General features: G+C 62.1%; 17 protein-coding genes. 8 read left to right on the forward strand and 9 right to left on the reverse strand.

Features of this window, described 5'->3' with window-relative positions; translation table 11 throughout:
- Positions 1 to 17: 17 nt before the first annotated feature.
- Entirely contained in the window at positions 18 to 1,442 is a 1,425-nt protein-coding gene (locus KUF55_RS15715) for a hypothetical protein (RefSeq protein WP_218817212.1), read from the reverse strand.
- Between the two features lie 19 nt (positions 1,443 to 1,461).
- On the reverse strand, positions 1,462 to 1,782 hold the full coding sequence (locus tag KUF55_RS15720) for a hypothetical protein (RefSeq protein ID WP_218817213.1): 321 nt from the start codon (positions 1,780 to 1,782) through the stop codon (positions 1,462 to 1,464).
- Positions 1,783 to 1,988: 206 nt separating this feature from the next.
- Here KUF55_RS15720 and purB point away from each other — a divergent pair, with 206 nt between their 5' ends.
- The 4 genes from purB to KUF55_RS15740 all read left to right on the forward strand — a co-directional run bounded on the left by purB (position 1,989) and on the right by KUF55_RS15740 (position 8,728).
- The gene (gene purB, locus KUF55_RS15725) at positions 1,989 to 3,398 is read left to right on the forward strand and encodes an adenylosuccinate lyase (RefSeq protein WP_218817214.1); all 1,410 of its coding nucleotides are present in this window, start codon (positions 1,989 to 1,991) and stop codon (positions 3,396 to 3,398) included.
- A gap of 222 nt (positions 3,399 to 3,620) precedes the next feature.
- Positions 3,621 to 5,051: an MFS transporter gene (locus tag KUF55_RS15730; protein WP_218817215.1), complete on the forward strand. Its 1,431-nt coding sequence runs from the start codon at positions 3,621 to 3,623 to the stop codon at positions 5,049 to 5,051.
- Positions 5,052 to 7,220 carry a molybdopterin oxidoreductase family protein gene (locus KUF55_RS15735; protein WP_218817216.1) on the forward strand — a complete coding sequence of 723 codons (2,169 nt, stop codon included), beginning with the start codon at positions 5,052 to 5,054 and terminating at the stop codon, positions 7,218 to 7,220.
- The gene (locus KUF55_RS15740; protein ID WP_218817217.1) at positions 7,217 to 8,728 is read left to right on the forward strand and encodes an FAD-dependent oxidoreductase; all 1,512 of its coding nucleotides are present in this window, start codon (positions 7,217 to 7,219) and stop codon (positions 8,726 to 8,728) included. Before KUF55_RS15735 ends, KUF55_RS15740 begins: the two co-directional genes overlap by 4 nt.
- Before the next feature lie 126 nt (positions 8,729 to 8,854).
- Here KUF55_RS15740 and KUF55_RS15745 read toward each other — a convergent pair whose 3' ends face one another.
- Complete coding sequence (locus KUF55_RS15745) at positions 8,855 to 9,634, reverse strand: VOC family protein (protein WP_218817218.1); 780 nt, start codon at positions 9,632 to 9,634, stop codon at positions 8,855 to 8,857.
- Positions 9,635 to 9,937: 303 nt separating this feature from the next.
- Between KUF55_RS15745 and KUF55_RS15750 the strand changes: the two genes are divergently transcribed.
- Genes KUF55_RS15750 through KUF55_RS15760 form a run of 3 tightly spaced genes read left to right on the forward strand, consistent with a single transcriptional unit; the run spans position 9,938 to position 12,524 of the window.
- The gene (locus KUF55_RS15750; protein WP_218817219.1) at positions 9,938 to 10,894 is read left to right on the forward strand and encodes a metal ABC transporter substrate-binding protein; all 957 of its coding nucleotides are present in this window, start codon (positions 9,938 to 9,940) and stop codon (positions 10,892 to 10,894) included.
- Complete coding sequence (locus KUF55_RS15755; RefSeq protein ID WP_218817220.1) at positions 10,891 to 11,634, forward strand: metal ABC transporter ATP-binding protein; 744 nt, start codon at positions 10,891 to 10,893, stop codon at positions 11,632 to 11,634. Before KUF55_RS15750 ends, KUF55_RS15755 begins: the two co-directional genes overlap by 4 nt.
- The gene (locus KUF55_RS15760; protein WP_218817221.1) at positions 11,631 to 12,524 is read left to right on the forward strand and encodes a metal ABC transporter permease; all 894 of its coding nucleotides are present in this window, start codon (positions 11,631 to 11,633) and stop codon (positions 12,522 to 12,524) included. The genes KUF55_RS15755 and KUF55_RS15760 overlap by 4 nt, the downstream gene beginning before the upstream one ends.
- A 112-nt stretch (positions 12,525 to 12,636) precedes the next feature.
- On the opposite strand, the gene KUF55_RS15765 is transcribed toward KUF55_RS15760, so the two are convergent.
- Positions 12,637 to 13,920: a dicarboxylate/amino acid:cation symporter gene (locus KUF55_RS15765; protein WP_218817222.1), complete on the reverse strand. Its 1,284-nt coding sequence runs from the start codon at positions 13,918 to 13,920 to the stop codon at positions 12,637 to 12,639.
- A 254-nt stretch (positions 13,921 to 14,174) separates the two neighbouring features.
- Positions 14,175 to 14,849, reverse strand: a complete 675-nt coding sequence (locus KUF55_RS15770) for a metal-dependent transcriptional regulator (RefSeq protein WP_132359858.1) — start codon at positions 14,847 to 14,849, stop codon at positions 14,175 to 14,177.
- Between the two features lie 171 nt (positions 14,850 to 15,020).
- Between KUF55_RS15770 and KUF55_RS15775 the strand changes: the two genes are divergently transcribed.
- The gene (locus KUF55_RS15775; protein ID WP_218818833.1) at positions 15,021 to 16,085 is read left to right on the forward strand and encodes a maleylacetate reductase; all 1,065 of its coding nucleotides are present in this window, start codon (positions 15,021 to 15,023) and stop codon (positions 16,083 to 16,085) included.
- Between the two features lie 40 nt (positions 16,086 to 16,125).
- Here KUF55_RS15775 and KUF55_RS15780 read toward each other — a convergent pair whose 3' ends face one another.
- Genes KUF55_RS15780 through KUF55_RS15795 form a run of 4 tightly spaced genes read right to left on the reverse strand, consistent with a single transcriptional unit; the run spans position 16,126 to position 19,560 of the window.
- On the reverse strand, positions 16,126 to 16,764 hold the full coding sequence (locus KUF55_RS15780; protein ID WP_218817223.1) for a response regulator transcription factor: 639 nt from the start codon (positions 16,762 to 16,764) through the stop codon (positions 16,126 to 16,128).
- Positions 16,758 to 17,849, reverse strand: coding sequence for a sensor histidine kinase (locus KUF55_RS15785; RefSeq protein ID WP_218817224.1), 1,092 nt, complete (start codon positions 17,847 to 17,849; stop codon positions 16,758 to 16,760). The genes KUF55_RS15780 and KUF55_RS15785 overlap by 7 nt, the downstream gene beginning before the upstream one ends.
- Positions 17,846 to 18,601, reverse strand: coding sequence for an ABC transporter permease (locus tag KUF55_RS15790; protein ID WP_218817225.1), 756 nt, complete (start codon positions 18,599 to 18,601; stop codon positions 17,846 to 17,848). Before KUF55_RS15790 ends, KUF55_RS15785 begins: the two co-directional genes overlap by 4 nt.
- Positions 18,598 to 19,560, reverse strand: a complete 963-nt coding sequence (locus tag KUF55_RS15795; RefSeq protein ID WP_218817226.1) for an ABC transporter ATP-binding protein — start codon at positions 19,558 to 19,560, stop codon at positions 18,598 to 18,600. The genes KUF55_RS15790 and KUF55_RS15795 overlap by 4 nt, the downstream gene beginning before the upstream one ends.
- Positions 19,561 to 19,616 lie beyond the last annotated feature (56 nt).

Here is a 19,616-nt window from a genome sequence, read left to right on the forward strand (position 1 = left end):
AGATCTCTGGTGCACGCTTAGTGTCGTGGAGTGATCTTGGCTAGTCTGTCGCGTTTTGAGTTCGGGGCCGGGACCTTGATCCGCGGCTTGGGCTCGCGCGCCAATTGGAAGGATCGAGTTCTCCCCCGAGGCGAGCGCCCCAATAACGATCCCAGCAGCCCCAAGGATTCAACGACGCCAGGATCCGAGCTACCTTCCAATTCCTTGGCGTGCGACTCATAGTTCTTCAACTTATGCGCCTCACCAAATCCGTCGTTTCCCAGCTGAAGAGTTCGATCGGGGCCATCAAAAATGACGGTCAGCCTGTTCTTTTCATCGGGGTTTCTGGCTCCGTCGGTCCCCGGCACCGGATCGTTCTTGTCTTCTACATGTAGGGCCTGGGTATCGGGCGGAACCGGAACGTTTCCCGTAGGAGAGCCAAAGGTTGATAGATAGGAGAACCGGTAGAGCTTCTTCAGGCGCTCGTCGTTCACGATGTTTACCGCGTGGATGCCGCCCTGACTGTATCCGGTGACGATGACGCGATCGCCGTCTTGCGCTCCCGATCTCTTGAGTGATTCTTCGATGGAGGGCATGAGATTCTTCGATTCATTGCCCATGCCCTCGATGATCCCGGTTCCGTCCCAAGGATTTCCCCATCCCTCACTGTCCCCACTCCGGACCTGGCGAACGATCGTTTGCATGTCCTTCAGTGGCGCCGTTTGTGTTCCGGGGATCGAAAGAATGTAGAGCGGACCGGCGGGGGCCTGGAAACGGGTCACCAAGACGCTCCCCGGGGGCTCCGCCTCGGCAAGATTCTGCAAATGAGTCAAGGTCTGAATGGATCCCTCAAAATCGATCACGCGTTCTTGACTCTGCCCAATCACCTCGATCGGATTCAGGTTGATCAGGTTCTGGTCTTTCAGATATGAGGTCAACAGCGGATAAAAGCGCTGCGGAAAGGGAGTTGAAAAAATTCCTCCATGCTCGATGTCGCCAAACATTTCCAGTGGGAAGCCCAAGTAGCCAGGTAGCTGGTTGATCAGGTCCTCGGTGGTTTGAGTTCGCGGCCGCCCCTTGTTGGTTGCCAGATCCCCCATCATGATGGCCAACGGCGCCAGGTCATCGTGGGCCGAACGTACCGCGGCAACCGCCGATTGCTCCGAGTCCTCATAGATCATCCGAGCGGTGCTGACCTTCGCTGCCATGATTCCGGTTTCTCTGGCGCTTTGTGCACAGAGGTTCCCGGTGGCTGTGATTGATGCTTCGGCGCCCCGAACTCGTGCCGCCAGGCCGAATGTGCCCAGTGCCAGTACCGCGGCCGGAACGCGAGGTGCACTGGCCAAATAGGTCACGCCATCGGCCAGCTCGCTCCCCGCTCGCACCAGCATCGAGTGCGTTCGTTCGAGTTCGTCAATCGAATACTTGATGGATCCGGGTCCACCACGCACTTCATATCCCATGGCCGCGGTTCCCTCCGGCTCAGAGAGCGTCAAGTAGTCCGCGCGGCAGCCCGCCGGGGCTCACGATGGGACCCAGGGGTCCCAAGCCGGAAAGGATGCTCGATTCCAGCTGCGCAAGATCTGCGCGCGCTGCCCAAATTTCTGCTCGGGCGGCCTCCAACCTGCCGTCCAATTCGGTGATCTTTCCGGCAAGCTCCGCGGCACGATCCCTAAAGGCCCGCCCCGCGGGTGACTCCCACTGCAGATGCAGCACCTGCTCGAGTTGCCCGCGGGCACGATAGACGGCCGCCTGTGTGGCCACTACACGCATCAGCATTTCGTCGGCAATTGCTTCCAACATGGCTCCGTCTCACCGTGTCCTTCCGTGTTAAACCCGAACCACCCAACGGTTCGTTAGAACCAACCGTGACACCGGTCGGGAGCCTCGAAACCTCGGTGCAATGCAGCGTGTGGATAACGGCGCAAGGCGGTCTATTAACGCTTCTGCGACGTGTTGGCCGTCACCCGCTGAGGGTAGGTGGGGTGAATCATGAAAGAATGGGCATCATGGCTGATTCCGCGCGCATTTCACTTGCATCCGAACCCCTCGCCCTTGGTGCCCTGGACGGTCGTTACCGTGCAGCAGTTGCTCCCTTGGTCGACCACCTCTCCGAAGCGGCACTGAACCGCGACCGTGTCCACGTGGAAGTCGAGTGGTTGCTCCACTTGACCGATAACTCCGTGCTTCCGGGCACCTCCCCGCTCTCCGCCGCCCAGCGCAGCTCACTGCGCAAGATCGTCACCGACTTCAACGCCGCCTCCGTCGCCGAGCTGGCCGAAATCGAAGCCATCACGGTGCACGATGTGAAGGCAGTGGAGTACTACATCGGCCGCCGCCTCGAGGGCATTGGCATTGCCAACCTCACCGCTCTGGTTCACTTCGGTTGCACCTCCGAGGACATCAATAACCTCTCCTACGCTCTGGGTATCAAGGATGCGGTCATGAACGTGTGGCTGCCCGCAGCCCGCGCGCTGGTCGCACAGATCACCGCCATGGCCGAAGAATCCCGTGAAGTGCCGATGCTCTCGCGCACCCACGGCCAGCCGGCCACCCCAACCACCCTGGGCAAGGAACTGGCCGTGTTGGCTTGGCGCCTGACCCGCCAGCTGGACCGCATCGAAAAGACCGAATTCCTCGGCAAGATCAACGGCGCCACCGGCACCTACGCCGCCCATTACGCTTCGGTTCCGTCCGCGCAGTGGCAGGATGTCTCGCGCTCCTTCGTTGAAGGCTTGGGCCTGAGCTGGAACCCACTGACCACCCAAATCGAATCCCACGATTGGCAGGCCGAGTTGTACGCCGACATGGCGCGCTTCAACCGGATCCTGCACAACCTGTGCACCGATGTGTGGAGCTACATCTCCATCGGCTACTTCGCACAGATCCCGGTCGAGGGTGCCACCGGCTCCTCGACCATGCCGCACAAGGTCAACCCGATTCGCTTCGAAAATGCCGAAGCTAACCTGGAGATCTCCAACGGCCTGCTCGACACCCTCGGCTCCACCCTGGTGACCAGCCGTTGGCAGCGCGACCTCACCGATTCCTCCTCCCAGCGCAACATCGGCACGGCCTTCGGCCACTCGTTGCTGGCCATCTCGAATGTCGCCAAGGGCCTTGACCGCCTTGACGTTGCCGAAGCCGTGCTGGCCAACGACCTGGACCACAACTGGGAGGTGCTTGGCGAAGCCATCCAGATGGTGATGCGCGCCGAGGCCATCGCCGGTGTTAACGGCATGGAAAACCCGTACGAACGCCTCAAGGACCTGACCCGCGGACAGCGCGTGGATTCGGCCCGCATGCAGGAATTCGTTTCCTCCCTGGGTCTCTCTTCCGAGGCCGAGGCACGCCTGCTGGCACTGACCCCCGGGTCCTACACCGGTATCGCCTCCACGCTGGTTGACCACCTGAAGAAGTAGTACTAGCTAAACACCTCCGGAGCGAAACAAAACTCCGAGCCGCTGTGGCCCGTGTGGATCCTTTACGGATCCGCACGGGCCACAGCCCGTTAACACCCGGTAGAGCGCCCTGTTTCGGACTTGTTTCTAACTTCTGCACACCACCGTAGCTATTCGTGACGCACTTGTACGCTCAGCGCAATCTCAAGTGCGGCCCGGTGAAACCTCGCCCCGCGATGCTTAATGCATCAACCACCAGGTAAGAGGGGACGATCCGTCTTGAGCGCACAGCTAGAGCAGGAACAGCATCGCACCGGCACCACGACGCAACAGCCCCAACTCGAGCTGGGTCCGGGTCGCTGGATCCACAACTGGGATGCCGAAAACCCGGTGTTCTGGAACGCGATTGGGCGCACCACGGCCAAGACCAACCTTTATTGGTCGATCTTCGCCGAGTTCCTCGGCTTCGTCATCTGGCAACTCTTTGCCGTTGTCGCCGTTTATCTGCCGGCCGCCGGTTTCAACCTGAATAACAATCAACTCTTTTGGCTGATCTCGATGCCCAGCCTGGTCGGCGCCACGCTGCGGATTCCCTACACCTTCATGGTGGCCCGCTTCGGCGGGCGCAACTGGACCATCGTCTCGGCACTGCTGCTCTTGATTCCCGCCGGTGGACTGGCCCTGGCGGTCTCCAACCCGGCCACGCCCTTCTGGGTGCTGCTCACGCTCGCCGGGCTGGCCGGTTTTGGTGGCGGGAACTTCGCCTCCTCGATGGCCAACATCACCTACTTCTTCCCCGCCTCACAAAAGGGGTGGGCGCTGGGCCTGAACGCGGCCGGTGGCAACCTGGGTGCGGCCGTCGCCCAGCTGCTGGTACCCATCGCCATCACCGTCTTCGCCGCAGGATCCCTGCAGCTTCCCCTCGCCGGACTGATCTGGATCCCGCTGATCCTGCTGGCCGCCTGGGGTGCCAAGCGCAATATGCACAACCTGTCCAATGCCCGATCCGATGTCCGCGGTGCGCTGGCCTGCCTGAAGGAACCGCACTTGTGGATCATCGCCTCGCTGTACATCGGCACCTTTGGTTCATTCATCGGATTCTCTGCCGTCTTCCCCAAGCTGATTCGCGATACCTTCCCCGATTATTCCTCCTTCACCCTGGGCACCGCGGCGCTTTCGTTGGCCTTCCTGGGCCCCCTAGTTGGATCCCTCGCCCGACCCGCCGGCGGTAAGCTCGCCGATAAACACGGTGGAGCTCGCATCACGCTCACCGCACTGGGCGTCATGGGTCTGGTGACCTTGGCGGTGGTGCTGATCCTGCCCGCGGCAAACTTCTGGGTCTTCCTGGCGCTGTTCCTCATCCTCTTTGCCGCCAGCGGCATCGGCAACGGTTCGACCTACCGGATGATCCCGATCGTTTTTGCCCTGCGCGCCGAGAATGGTGACGGCACCGTCTCGGCGGTTCGCAAGGGTGCGGCAGCCCTGGGGCTGATCTCGGCCATCGGGGCCTACGGCGGATTCCTGATCCCGCAGGCCCTGGGTCTCTCGCTATCTAAATCCGGCTCCTACAGCGCGGCCTTTGTCCTGTTCATCGCCTTCTACGCCGCCATGATGTCCCTGGTCTGGTTCTTCTACATCCGCCGCGGCACGGCCTTTGCACAACGGAGCATCTAAATGACGCTCACCGCCGAAAGTCTCGCCACCACCGACACGCACTGCCCCTATTGCGCCCTGCAATGTGGCATCACTCTGGATCCCAGCCCGGGTGCTGAGGCCCGGGAACCGGTACTACTGAGCGGTCGAGACTTTGAGACCAATCGCGGTGCGTTGTGCCGCAAGGGCTACAGCGCGGGGAACCTGCTGAACCACCCCGAGCGAATCAGTACCCCGCTGCGCCGCCGCTCGGACGGAGGCTTTGATCCGGTGAGCTGGGAGAAGGCCCTGGATGAAATTGCGCAGCAAGCGGCAAAGATCCGCCGGCAGCACGGTGCCGATGCCGTGGCGGTCTTCGGCGCCGGCGGCCTGACCAATGAGAAGGCCTACCAGCTGGGTAAGTTTGCCCGGCTCGCCCTGGGCACCTCCCGCATCGACTACAACGGACGCTTCTGCATGTCATCGGCGGCGGCCGCGGGAAACCGAGCCTTCGGCCTGGACCGTGGTCTGCCCTTCCCGCTAGCGGATCTGGATAACGCCTCGATGATCCTGATGCTCGGATCCAACGTGGCAGAGACCATGCCGCCCTTTGTTCGGCACCTGAGCAACGCCAGAGACTGCGGCGGGCTGGTGGTCGTTGACCCGCGGCGCTCCTTGACCGCCGAGCTGTGCGCCGAGGGATCGGGCTGGCATCTGCAGCCGACCCCCGGCACCGACCTGGAGCTGTTGCTGGGACTGGCCCACGTGCTGTTATCCGAGAACCTGATCGACGAGCCTTACCTGAGCACCCGCACCCTTGGGCTGGCTTCCCTGCGAGCCTCGGTGAACCCCTGGTGGCCCGAGCGGGTAGCCACCATCACCGGGGTTCCGGCCAGTGAAATCCGGCGCACCGCCCGCGCGTTGGCCGCCGCCGCCGCGGAGGCGAAAACCGGTGGCGGGCCGGTTTATATCCTCACCGGCCGCGGCGTGGAACAACATGCCAACGGCACCGACACCACCACCGCGGCCATCAACATCGCCCTGCTGCTCGGGCTGCCCGGCACCCTTGGCGGCGGATTCGGCACCATCACCGGACAGGGCAATGGGCAGGGCGGACGCGAACACGGGCAAAAATCCGACCAGCTGCCGGGCTACCGCAAGATCACCGATCCCGCCCACCGGGCGCATGTGGCCAAGGTCTGGGGCATCAACCCTGAGACCATTCCCGGCCCCGGCATTCCCGCCACCGAACTATTGCACACCCTGGGCACCGCAGATGGGGCCAAGATGCTGCTGGTGCACGGCTCCAACCCCGCACTCTCCTCCCCCGACGCCTCCCAGGTCATCGCCGGATTACGCCGACTGGATTTTCTGGTGGTCTGCGACTTCTTCCTCTCCGAAACGGCCGCCGAGGCGGATCTGGTGCTGCCGGTATTGCAATGGGCCGAAGAGGAAGGCACCATGACCAATCTGGAGGGACGGGTGCTGCATCGACGTGCCGCACTGCACCCGCCGGCCGGAGCACGGGGCGAATTGTGGATCCTGACCGAACTTGCCAAGCGTCTGGATTCCCCGGGGAGTTTCTCCGCCGATGCGCGCGAGGTATTTGAGGAATTGCGTCTGGCCTCGGCCGGCGGACTGGCCGATTACTCCGGGATTGATTGGGATGACCTTGATCAAGGCGCCGCCATTTACTGGCCCTGCCCCAGCTCGCAGAGACTGACCCACACCCCGGGGAAACGCTCGGGCACCCCGCGGCTTTTCCTTGACGGCTTTGCCCATCCGGACTCCCGCGCCCGACTGATCCCGCTCTACCCGGGAACACGTAGACCGGCACTGCACGCGCCGGGAAAACTGGCCTTGGTCACCGGTCGCTTGTTGGAGCACTACCAATCCGGTACGCAGACTCGTCGTGTCACCGAGCTGAATGCCGCGGCACCCGAGGCCCGGCTTGAAATTCACCCCGGCACCGCGCGTGCCCACGGGATCAGCGACGGCCAACGAGTTGCCGTACGCAATGAACGCGGAGAGGTCGTGGCCAGGGCAACGTTGAGCACCGCGGTGCGGCTAGATACGGTGTTCCTGCCCTTCCACTTTGCCGGCGAGCAAAATGCCAATCTGCTCACCGATTCCATCGTGGATCCGATCAGCGCCATGCCCGAATTCAAGAATGCATCGGTGTCCCTGCACCCCTTGGGAGATGAATCATGACGCAGCACCAGAAGCCCGAACGCATTCTCATCATTGGCTTTGGACCGGTGGCGGCCTCGCTGATCGAGGGTCTGCTGCCGGGCCTCGAGGCCGGCCTGTTCAGCCTCGACGTGATCTCCGCCGAGCAGCACGCCGCCTATAACCGAGTGTTGCTCGCCGAGGTTGCCAGCGGCGCCACCACCGCCGAGCACCTGGCGATGATTGATCCGCTACGATTGCTGGCTGCCGGCGTGGGTCTGCACCTGGGCGTCTCCGTCACGCGGGTCGATCGCTCACGTCGACAGGTTCATTTGGGTTCGGGGCAGAGACTTGGTTATGAACGGTTGATCTTTGCCACGGGAGCTCGCCCGGTGGTGCCAACGCTTAACGGTCTGGACTTTAGTCCGCATGCCGAGGCGAATCTGCCCGCCGGAGTCATGGCATTGCGCACCCTAGAGGATGCCATGGCGCTGAATCGGGTGTTGACTTCCGGGGGCCGCGTGTTGATCCTGGGCGGAGGTATCTTGGGCATTGAGGCCGCCTTGGCGATGGCCGAGGCTGGACACCGTCCGGTGCTGGTGCACCACGGCCATGCCCCGTTGGGTCGTTCGGTGGATAGTGATGGTGGGATGCTGCTGGCCCGTTCGCTGCGCGCGGCGGGTGTTGAGGTGATATCCGGGGTCCGGGCCACGGCGGTGCGCCGGGATGCCGACGGGTTTAGCGCGCTGGTGACCGAAGACCACGGCGAAATCACCGGTGATGCTTTGCTACTCTCCTGTGGTGTTCGTGCTCGCACCGAACTGGCGGCCGGCTGCGGGCTCAAGGTGGGCCGCGGCATCAAGACCAATGAACATCTGGTGGCCGATACCGAGAACCGCGTTTTTGCTCTCGGTGACTGTGCCGAGGTTGCCGGGGCTGCCCCCTCCGGGCTGTTGGCTCCGGGCTGGGCGCAGGCGGGGTGGTTGGCCGATTTCCTGCTCACCCACCGGGCTCCGGCCCCGAATCTGGCCACCACCGCCTTGGATCCGGCCAGTACAGCACCGCTAGTCGAGAGAACCAACGTGTTGATGCTCAAGGGCCAGTCCCTGGACCTGGTGGTTGCGGGCAACGTGATGGCAAGTCCGTGGGATGTGGGAGCGGAGCGCGTGAGCGTGTTTGCCGATCCGCAGGCCGGACGCTATCTCAAACTGGTCACCGACCACGATGTCCTCACCGGATTTCTGGCGATCGGGTTGCCGCGCACCGGCGCCGAAATGGTGTTGGCGTTTGAACGGGGGACGGTACTGCCGGAAGATCGTTCGGCGTTGCTACGCCTTGATGATCCGGCGGCTCCCGATTCTTTGGTTGCTCCCAGCGCCGATGATCAGCTGTGCCGTTGCAGTGGTGCCACGCATGGTCAGGTGGCCCATGCTGTAACCGATGGCTGCACCACCGTTGCCGAGATCGGTGTGGCCTGCCGCGCCGGCACCGGATGTGGCGGTTGCCGCGAAACCATCGAGGCCATGCTGCGGGTTTCTGTCCCGGCCTAGGCGTGGCCGGTGCCAGCGTTCGAGCGTCATAGCATTGGCGCCGGCACCCCACAGTCCCCACGATGTGTGGTGCCGGCGTCAATGTTTTCCCCAGCCGCCGGAAAGGGTCGACCGGCCCCGGCACTCCTATTCTTGCCCGATGTCCTGGGTGATCCAGAATTCCGCGCCGGTGGGATCCTTCAGGGCGGCGTTTCGCCCAAAGGGTGTGTCCTCCGCGGGCTGGATCACCGACCCGCCCAGGGCCACGGTCTTTTCGACGGTGGCGTCCGCGTTAGCAACGGCGAAATACACATGCCAACTGGCCGGTGCACCCTCCGGCAGGAACGAGCTGGCATCCATGATCCCGGCCTTTGAATCGTCCCCCGCGCCGAGCGTGGTGTATCGGAATTCGTCGGTGTCGCCCACCACTGCGGTGTCCCATCCGAAGACGTCCTCATAGAACTTCACGGTCGGGGCAAAGTCGCGGGTAAAGAGCTCGTGCCACGCGGGAGCGCCATCCTCCGCAGCGAGCTGATATCCGGTGTGACCTCCGAACTCCCAGATGCCGATGGCGGCGCCTCCCGCGTCACCGAACATCGCCATCTTGCCCTGCTCGGGGACCTCCATGGGCTGGAGGTAGACCTGCCCACCATGCTCGGCCGCAGCCTTGGTTGCTGCATCAATGTCGTCCACTCGTAGGTATGTGGTCCACACATCCGGGGAGCCTGAGGAACCGTCGTTGTTCATCATCCCGGCAACCATCTTCTGGTCCTTGGACGCGGTGATGTAGCCGCCATATTTTTCTTGGTCCCCGGCCTCATACGTCCAGCCAAAGAGCGCCGTGTAGAACTCCTGAGATTTCCGGGGATCCGAGGTCAGCAGGTCGATCCAGCAAGGGGAACCAACGGAGAGTTCGGGCTTGGGCATGATGTCTCCAATGAGGGAAGTGAGGTGTGTAGACCTAGGTTCAGGCGTGATTCTATGCCCGTGGAGACGGCACAGCAATGGACCGGATCCCGATACCCTGCAGTAGGTCGAGAATTGTTCCGATCCGTGAGAATCGCCCGCCCCGAGGCAACCGCCGGCAATGGCTCCGGTGGTTCCCTTCGGGCCTTTCTTGCGCACAAGAACGACAATAGTTACGTCTAGACGTACATTCATTTACGCCATGCCGTACTATGAATTACCCGCACTTTCCCCGATCGAGACTTCGCACCGCATAGGACCTCAATGACGACTCCTGCCCGCGCCTTCACCTCCTACTGGCGCCGCCGCATCGCAGCCACCGTGGCCACTATCGCGCTGGCCACGGCCCTGACCGGGTGCGACTCCCCCGGAGCGATCTCCGGCGCGAGCGATTCCGAGCGCCCGGTCGTATTGACCACCTTCACCGTGCTGGCCGACATTGCCCAGAACGTTGCCGGCGACAAGATCACCGTCGAATCGATCACCAAGGCCGGTGCCGAAATCCATGGTTATGAGCCCACGCCTCAGGACATTGCCAAGGCCTCACGGGCACAACTTATTCTGGACAACGGGCTACACCTCGAGGCCTGGTTCGAACAGTTCATTGCCGAACTGGACGTTCCCCACGTGGTGGTCAGCGACGGCATCGACGTCATCGATATCACCGAGGATGCCAATGCCGGCCTACCCAATCCGCATGCCTGGATGAGCCCCGTGAACGTGCAGCGCTACGTGGCGAACATCCGCGATTCCTTCATTGAACTCGACCCGGAAAATGGTGAGTATTACACCGACAACGCTCGTGCCTACACCGCGGAGCTGGAAGCACTGGAAAAGAATCTGATCGAGGGGCTCTCCGGGCTCAAGGAAAACGAACGTGCGCTGGTGTCCTGCGAGGGAGCATTCTCCTACCTCGCCCGTGACGCGGGCCTCAAGGAAAAGTACATCTGGGCGGTCAACGCCGAGCAACAGGCCACCCCACGTCAGATCGCCTCGGTGATCGAGTTCGTCAAGGAAAACCAGGTCCCCGCGGTCTTCTGCGAATCAACCGTGTCGGATGCTCCGATGCAGCAAGTGGTCCAGAGCTCCGGGGCTGAATTCGGTGGGACCTTATTTGTCGATTCACTCTCCGAGGCCGATGGCCCGGTCCCCACCTATCTGCAGATGATCGAGCACGACAGCACCGTGATCCTCGAGGGCCTTACCGGGAAAAAGCCATGAATACCCCCGCGGTCACCGTCAGGGACCTCACCGTCCGTTATGGCGAGGTCTTGGCCCTAAAGTCTGCCTCCCTCGAATTAAACAGCTCGCGCATCTGCGGTCTGATCGGTATGAACGGCTCTGGCAAATCCACACTCTTCAAGGCCATCATGGGCTTGGTTAAACCGGATTCCGGGACGGTACAGATCAATGGCGGAACCCCCGCCCAGGCCCGCAAATCAGCAGCAATTGGTTATGTTCCACAGAGCGAGGACGTGGACTGGGCCTTCCCTGTCTCGGTACACGACGTGGTCATGATGGGCCGCTACGGCCACATGGGCTTTACCCGTCGCCCCTCCAAGGCCGACAAGCTGGCGGTGGACGAGGCGCTAGAACGTGTGGAACTCACCGACTACACACACCGACAGATCGGGCAGCTATCCGGCGGACAAAAGAAGCGTGCCTTCGTGGCGCGCGGCATCGCCCAAAACGCCACGATCCTGCTGCTCGACGAGCCGTTCGCGGGGGTTGATAAGAGAAGCGAGGCCACGATCACCCGGCTGCTGCGCGAGCAGGCCTCGGCCGGAGCAGCGATCCTAGTCTCAACCCATGACCTCCATGCCCTACCGAAGCTGGCCGACGAGGCAGTGCTCTTGATGCAAAAGGTACTGATGCACGGGGATCCGGAGACGGTCCTGCGCCCCGAGAATCTTGCTCTGGCCTTCGGCCTAGATGTTATGGGAAGGGGAGAAGACGCATGAACCCGATCGATTTGATCTTGGAACCGCTGGGCTACGGATTTATGATCAACGCCCTGGCCACCGCCGTCACGGCCGCGGGCGTCTGCGCGGTACTCTCGTGCTGGCTGGTACTCATCGGTTGGTCCCTGATGGGTGATGCCGTCTCGCACGCGGTGCTGCCGGGCGTTGTGCTCGCCTATGTCTTCTCGGTGCCCTTTGCCATCGGTGCACTGCTCTTCGGCTTTTTGGCCGTGGCACTGATTGGGGCGGTGCGCGACACCAGTCGCATCAAGGAAGACGCGGCCATCGGCATCGTCTTTTCCACGCTCTTTGCCCTGGGCCTGGTGCTGATTTCCGTCACCCCCTCACAGACCGATTTGGGCCACATCATCTTCGGAAACCTCTTAGGTGTTTCCAAGGCCGAGCTCATCCAGATCGTGATCCTGGGCGTATTGGCCCTGAGCGCGCTGCTGCTCAAACGCAAGGACTTTACACTCTTTGCCTTTGATGCCACCCACGCACACGCCATTGGTCTGAACCCGAGGTTGCTGGGCGCCACACTGCTGGGCCTGCTGGCACTGACGAGCGTGGTGGCACTGCAGGCGGTGGGCGTGATTCTGGTGGTGGCCATGCTGATCATTCCCGGCGCCACCGCGCACCTGCTCACCGATCGCTTTGGCCGGATGCTGTTGATCGCCCCGGCGATTTCGGTGAGCTGCGCGGTCATTGGACTCTACGTGAGCTACTACCTAGATACCGCCTCCGGCAGCATGATCGTGCTGACCCAGGGGGCAGTATTTGCCCTGGTCTACCTTTTCAGTCCCACGCAGGGGCTACTGGGGCGCAAGATCGTGCGATTCTTGCGCCGCCTGGCGGCCAACTCGAAACACGAAGCGGCTGCCGAGCATTAGGCCGGGAAGCAGCCCATTTTTCTCCTCCGCGATGGCAAACACAAAAGCTACGTGTTCACGATCCGCTGTGCAGCAGATCGTGAACACGTAACTTGGTGAGACGTTGCCGAAATTACTGGGGCAGCTGGTGTGACACGGCGGCGCTTCCCGGGGCCGCCTCAACCGTCTCATCTTCCGGATCCTGCACCTGCGCGCCGAGCTTACCGCCGGTGAGCTTGTTCATGATCATCGCCAGGGCACCATCACCGGTCACGTTCGTTGCGGTGCCGAAGCTGTCAAGCGCGATGTAGGCGGCAAACATGAGTCCCACCTCAACCTCGCCGAAGCCGAGCATCTGCGCCAAGAGGCCAGCGGCGGCGGCGATCGCGCCACCCGGAACACCCGGGGCGGCAATCATCATGACGCCGAGCATCAGGATGAACGGCAGGTACGACGTGAAGCTAACATCCCCGCCGGTCAGCAGCAGCACGGCGATCGAGAAGCAGGTGATCTTGACCATCGACCCGGAAAGGTGGATCGTGGCGCACAGCGGCACCACGAAGCCAGCCACCGCATCGGAGACACCGTTCTTCTTGGTTGAGGCCAGCGTGACAGGAATCGTCGCGGCCGAGGAGGAGGTGCCAAGCGCCGTGAAGTAGGCATCGCGCATGTTCCACAGGGCCTTGAACGGGTTTTGCCCGTTCATCGAACCGGCGATGGTGAACTGGACCAGCAGCACAACAAAGGTCAAGGCAAAGGACACCAGGGCCACCAGCAGGAACTTCGTTACCACCGTCACCGCGGCGCCGCTCGCGGAGAGGTCCATGAAGATACCGAAGATGAATAGTGGAAGCGCCGGAACGATGATGCGACGGATCACCGATTCGATGATCGTCCGGAATTCAACGGTTCCACGGAAGATGACCTTGCTGTGGAACGCAGTGATGCCAATACCGATGATGAAGGCGAGCACCAGCGCGCTCATCACGTTGATGACCGGTGCCAGAACGATCTCGGTCGCCGAGTCGCCCGCGCTACCGACCACGGTCAAAAACGGCTCAAAACCCGATCCGCCTTCGTCGCCGAGGGCTTCAAGACCCCCGCCGGACATCGTGGAGGTGAACAGCCAGCGGCTCACGAAGTAGGCGAGGAATCCGGCAAAGAGCGTGGAGCCGTAGGCGATCAGTGCGGTGATTCCGAGCCACTTGCCCGCGCCCTTGCCCAGCTCGGCAATGGCCGGTGCGACAAGACCCAAAATGATCAGCGGCACAATAAAGCCAAGGAAACCCGAGAAGATCGAGTTGTAGGTCAGGAATACCCCGCCGAGCCATGTGGGCATCACCGGTCCGGTCAGGATGCCCAGCACGATGGCTATGACAATCCAACCGAGGAGGGGGATCGATTTCAGCAGTTTCATTGGGGGTTGTCCTCAAGTCGACGAGTTTTCAGCGTGTGGGAATGGGCAAAACGCGTTGTGTCGCAGCCCACGCCTCAGCAATAGTAGTGTGGCTCACGCCATTCCCCTAAATCAACCGGGAATCCGTGCCGCTTCCACCTCGGCCGAGCACCATCCGCGCAACAAGGAGCGCCTCGGGCACCGGGTGAGAGTGCGAGGCGTTGATGACTCGGTGCGGACGTTGGACAGGCGGTTTTTGCTACGCCGCTGCCGAGCTAGCCGAGTGAAACGTGCAGTGCCTCGGTCGCCTGGCGTCCCAAGCTGATGGGCACGTCTGAATCGATAACCAGCAGCTGCACCGAGTCGGAGAACGGGGTGGCCTCGGTAATCAGCAGAAGCGTCCCGGGCACAACACCCTGTGCGCTGAGGTATTGCAGCAGCGCCGGATCCTCATCGTTGATCCGTTCGACCCGAACCTTGATTCCCGGCTCCACGGTGCTTAGGAGCACCGCGTTGGGCTGGGTCAAGACCCCATCAACACTGGGGATCGGGTCTCCATGGGGGTCTCGGTCCGGGTGGCCCAAAAAAGCGTCAAGGCGCTCCACCATGAAATCGCTCATGGCGTGTTCCAGGTTCTCGGCCTCGTCGTGGACTTGGTCCCAGTCATAGTCCAGGGTTCTGACCAAGAAGGTCTCCAGCAGTCGGTGCCGTCGCACCATGTCCAAGGCGTATTTGCTGCCAAGCTCGGTGAGTTCCACGGCCCCGTAGCGGGCGTGGCTGACCAACCCTTGCGCGGTCAGCTTGCGCACCGCATCGGAAACGGAGGAAACCTTGAGCCCAGATTTCTGCGCGATGTCTGTCGCGGTGACGGGGGCATCTGTCCATTCGGAAAGACCCCAGATAACCTTCAAATAGTTTTGTGTGCTGATGGAAAGTTCCGAAACCGACATGCCTACGAGTCTACAGAGCGAGCTCGATGTACACGTTCCCGCGGACCGTGATCTCACCGAGCATCGGTTCTACCGCCAAGGTCCTCACCATGCCCCCTGCCAAAGGCATCACCACTTATACTTCGATGAGGTTCAGCGACGAGCCGGCATCCTGAATGGAGATACATGACCATGGGCTTGAATTTTTCTCATGAAACACTGGCCCAACGGGTGCTCTTTGGTACGGGTTTGGCCGTCGAGCATCTCGCCGCCGAGGTCAGCCGGCTCGGGGCATCGCGGCTTATGGTGATCGCTGGGCATCGTGATTCCGACACCGTCACTGCTCTTACCCGGGCGCTGCCGGTGGCACTGCGGTATTCCGAGATCATCCAACATGTGCCGCTCGAGAGCGCCGAACGCGCGCGCACCGCGGCCCGAGAGAACAGGGTTGATCTGTTGGTGTGTTTCGGTGGAGGCTCGGCCGTCGGTCTGGCCAAGGCCATCGCTCTGGAAACCGCAACGCCCATCATCGCCATTCCCACCACGTACGCGGGGTCCGAAGCCACCAATGTTTGGGGCTTGACCGAAGCCGGCCGCAAAACGACGGGGATTGATGCCCGGGTGCTGCCGGTGACGGTGATTTACGATGCTGCACTGAGCCGCACGCTGCCCGTGGAACTCTCCGTCACTTCCGGGCTGAACGCCATGGCTCACTGCATCGATTCACTGTGGGGACCACATGCCGATCCGATCAATGCGACGCTGGCCGCCGAGGGAATTCGCGCCCTGGCCGCTGGCTTGTCTGCCATTATCTCCGATCCACCAGGCCTCGATGGCCGCGAGTTAACCCTCTATGGGGCCTACCTAGCTGCCGTTTCCTTTGCCTCGGCAGGATCCGGAATGCACCACAAGATCTGCCATGTCCTCGGCGGCAGCTACAACATGCCGCACGCGCAGACGCACGCCATCCTATTGCCCCACGTTTTGGCCTTCAACGCACCCTTCGCACCGCGGGCCGCCGAGCGGATTGCTGCGGCCCTTGGCTCACCGGATGCCGTGACGGGGCTGAACGCCTTGCGCAAGCTCCTGGGTGCCCCTTCGGCGTTGAAGGACTACGGCTTTGAACTGGCGAACATCCCCGAGGCCGTCTCGATGATCTTGCCCGTCATCCCCGCCAACAACCCCAGAGCTGTCACGGCTCAAAATCTCACCGAACTGCTCACCGCCGCCTTCCACGGCAGCACGCCCGGCAGCTGAAAATCGGCGCCCGCTAAACGTCGCCAGCGGGGTCGAGCGGTTAGATCCACCCCTGTTCTCGCGCCAGGTGTGCTGCCTCAATCCGGTTGGCCGCCCCGGTCTTTCCGATCGCGTTGGACAGGTGGTTGCGCACCGTTCCAACGCTCAGGAACATCCCCGCAGCTATCTTGGCCACCGGTGTCCCCGCTTGGGCGTGGGACAGTACCTCACGTTCGCGTTCGGTGAGTGGGTTGGCACCGTCTCCCAACGAATGGGCCGTTACCAACGGGTCAAATACGCGTCCGCCGGCAAACACGCTCCGTACCGCGGCGGCAAGTTCGGCAGAGGGAGTGTCCTTCACCAGAAAGCCGCTGGCCCCGGCCTCAAAGGCGGCCCGCAGATAACCCGGACGATCAAAAGTTGTCACCATCAATACCTTGCAGTCCGGAAGTTGGGAGCGCAATCTGCTGGCCGCTTCCAGCCCGTTCACGTTGGGCATCTGGATATCCAACAGGGCCACCTGCACGCCGTGTTCTTCGGCGAGCGCCACCACGTTACGTCCATCCCCGGCCTGAGCCACCACCTCGATGTCTGTTTCCAGGTTCAGCAGGGCGGCAAGTGCCCCGCGGACCAGTGCTTGGTCATCGGCCAACAGCACGCGGATGGGTCCGTTACCCTCGTGATTTTTGGGGCTCACCATGAGAGCTCCACCTTGGTTCCACCGTGTGCGGAGTCCCCGATCTCAAAGGCCGCCCCGCTGAGGCGGGCTCGTTCACGCATGCCCCGGATGCCATGGCCCTCCTTGGAGCCGGCCAGTGAATCTCCGTCGTCCTCAATGCTCAGTGTGTGTTCGCGGATGCAGATCCACGCGGTGGTGGCATGGGCGTGGCGCAATACGTTGGTCACCGCCTCCCGCAGGATCCAGGACAGGGCGGTGGAGCGCGCCGCGTCGAGCAGTTGCGGATTGCCGATGAGCACCGTGGAGATCCCCGCATCATCGAGGGCCGAGCGAATCGCCGGCAATTCATCGGCAAGGGTCGTGCGGCGCAATCCTTCCACCGTGGCCCGGATCGAATCCATGGCCTCGTGCGTGAGCACCTGGATCTGCTGCAGCTCGGCGCGGGCGGAGTCAATATCGGTATCCAAGAGGCGTTCGGCCAGTTGGGCCTTGAGTCCCACCGCGGTGAGCGAATGCCCCAGTGCGTCGTGCACGTCTCTGGCCATCCGCTCCTGTTCGGCGAGTACCGCGAAGTCCAGTCGCAGATCATCCGCCACGATGCTCCTGCGGATCAGCACGGTGTTGACCGCGTTGACGACCATCAGCACCACCAATAATCCAAGCAAAAAGACGTAGTCACTCAGTGGTCCCGACGATATGGCGATCGCCAGGGAAATGGTGAGAACCACGGCGTTGACGATCCACATGCTTCGTACCGAGAGCAGATAGGCGGCAAAGCTGATGAGAAACGGCCCGAAGCTGATGATGTCCGCCCCGAGGAGCGGGATGGTGGCCCCCACGACCAGCAACAGCAATAAGAAGGGGATCCAGGCACGTCCGAACCCGCTGGCGCTGACTCCAAGTTCCGAGCTGTAGGTATAGAAGGACCTCAGATAGATCACGGCAAAGGCGAGGATCAGTCCGTAGCCGGCCATCCGCGCCGGCACCGGAAGCGTGGATTGGGCGATTCTCAGGACGGGGAAAGTCAAAAAGACAACCCACACCGCCGCCAGCAGCCACCCGTAACGCGACCAGAAGGAATGCGTTTGTGCCTGGTTCGAGCTCACCTGCGAGCCTGCGAGCGGCGGACCGCCCACAGCGCCAGGATAACGAAGAGAAGTGCCCATGCAACTAGATTAGCGATCAGCAACCCGATCGAGTCCGTGGGCGCATCGGCACCGGCACCTGACCCCTGAAGCAACGGCCAGCGCACCAGCCCCACGTACCCATACATCGGGGTGAACCGGGCGATATCCAACATGGTGCCGCTCAATGGCAAAAACACGTTGCCGAAGAAGGCGAAGAACACCATGCCTCCGCTGGCCACGCCGATGGCCGTCTCCGACTTGAAGCTCATACCCACCCCCATGCCGTAGAGCGCGAAGATGGAGGACCCGAACACCGCCATCAGGTAACTGGCAGTCCAGATGCGCCAATCATCGGCTTGGGCGCCGGTCATCGCTCCCAGGGTGAATACTGCACCGGCGGAAATGGCGGCAATAATCAACGAAACGCAGACCTTTGCCCCCACAAAGCCCGCAGGCTTCATGGGGGTCAGGGCAATCTGGCGCCCCCAACCCAGCAGGGATTCGGTGGCTGCAGTTCCGGCGATCGACGTGGTGGCCACCGCCGCCCCATAGGCGGCCATCGAGGCCATAATGTAGAACTTCACGTTGCCGTTCCCGGCAGCTTCTCCCCCGCCACCAAACATGTTCCCGAAGAGCAGGTACATGAGCACCGGCATGAAAACGGTAAACATCAGGTTCCCGACGTCCCGGATCTGACGGGTCAATTCGATGCGCACGTAGGTGGGGTTCATGAGTTCTCTCCGGTCAATTCCATGAAGGCTGCGTCCAGGGTGGGTGCGGTGATTTCTAGGTCCGTTGCCGCTAGCTGACCCAGCAGCATCCGCGCCGCGGCATCGGAGTCCGGACCCGTGACCAGAATTCGTTGGCCCTTGAGCCGCACCGAGGACACCTGATCCAGCTGTTCGAGGGCGTTGATGGCCACAGCTGTGGGGCTTCCGGTGGGCAGCGTTGCGCTCACGACACGACCGCCGGTCATGGAACGCAGCTTCGCGGTGGGGCCATCGGCCAGGACCTTACCCTTTCCAATGAGCACCGTGCGTTCGGCGAAGTCTTGGGCTTCCTCGAGGTAATGCGTGGCAAAGATGACGGTGCGTCCCTCGAGAGCATCTTGACGCATGGTCTCCCAGAACCCGTGGCGGGCAGCGACGTCCATGCCGGCGGTGGGTTCATCCAAGATCAGCAGGCGCGGATCGGGCAGTAGGGCGAGGGCGAATTTCAGCCGTTGCTGTTCACCGCCCGAACATTTTGAGACCTTGCGTTTGGCCAGTGACATGATGTCGGTGCGTTCCATGACCGAGGTGATGCGGTCTTGGGCTCCGTGCAGTGCGGCGATCGTCGTGACGGTTTCGCGCACCGTGAGGTCACGCAAGAGCCCTCCGGTTTGCAAGACGGCTGAGACTTCTCCGGCCTCCACCGCTGCGCGCGGGCTCTTGCCAAACACCGTGATGCTTCCCGAGGTGGGTGCGGTGAGCCCGAGCATCATATCGATGGTGGTAGTTTTTCCTGCGCCATTGGGGCCGAGAAATGCGACGATCTCACCGGTACCGACACTCAGATCGATTCCCGCCACGGCCTCTAACGGGCCCTCGTTGGTATGAAAAGACTTGCGTACTTTTTCCAGGTTGAGTGCCAAACGTTGGGCCGACGGTGTTGCCGTGGGTTCGATCCGTTCGGAGCTGATGATGTCCATGGATCAAGTCTTCATCAGTCCGGGTGCCGGTAGAAGTGCAAATTGTCATGGTTCAC

The sequence above is a fragment of the Paeniglutamicibacter sp. Y32M11 genome (assembly GCF_019285735.1).
Taxonomy (GTDB): Bacteria; Actinomycetota; Actinomycetes; order Actinomycetales; family Micrococcaceae; genus Paeniglutamicibacter.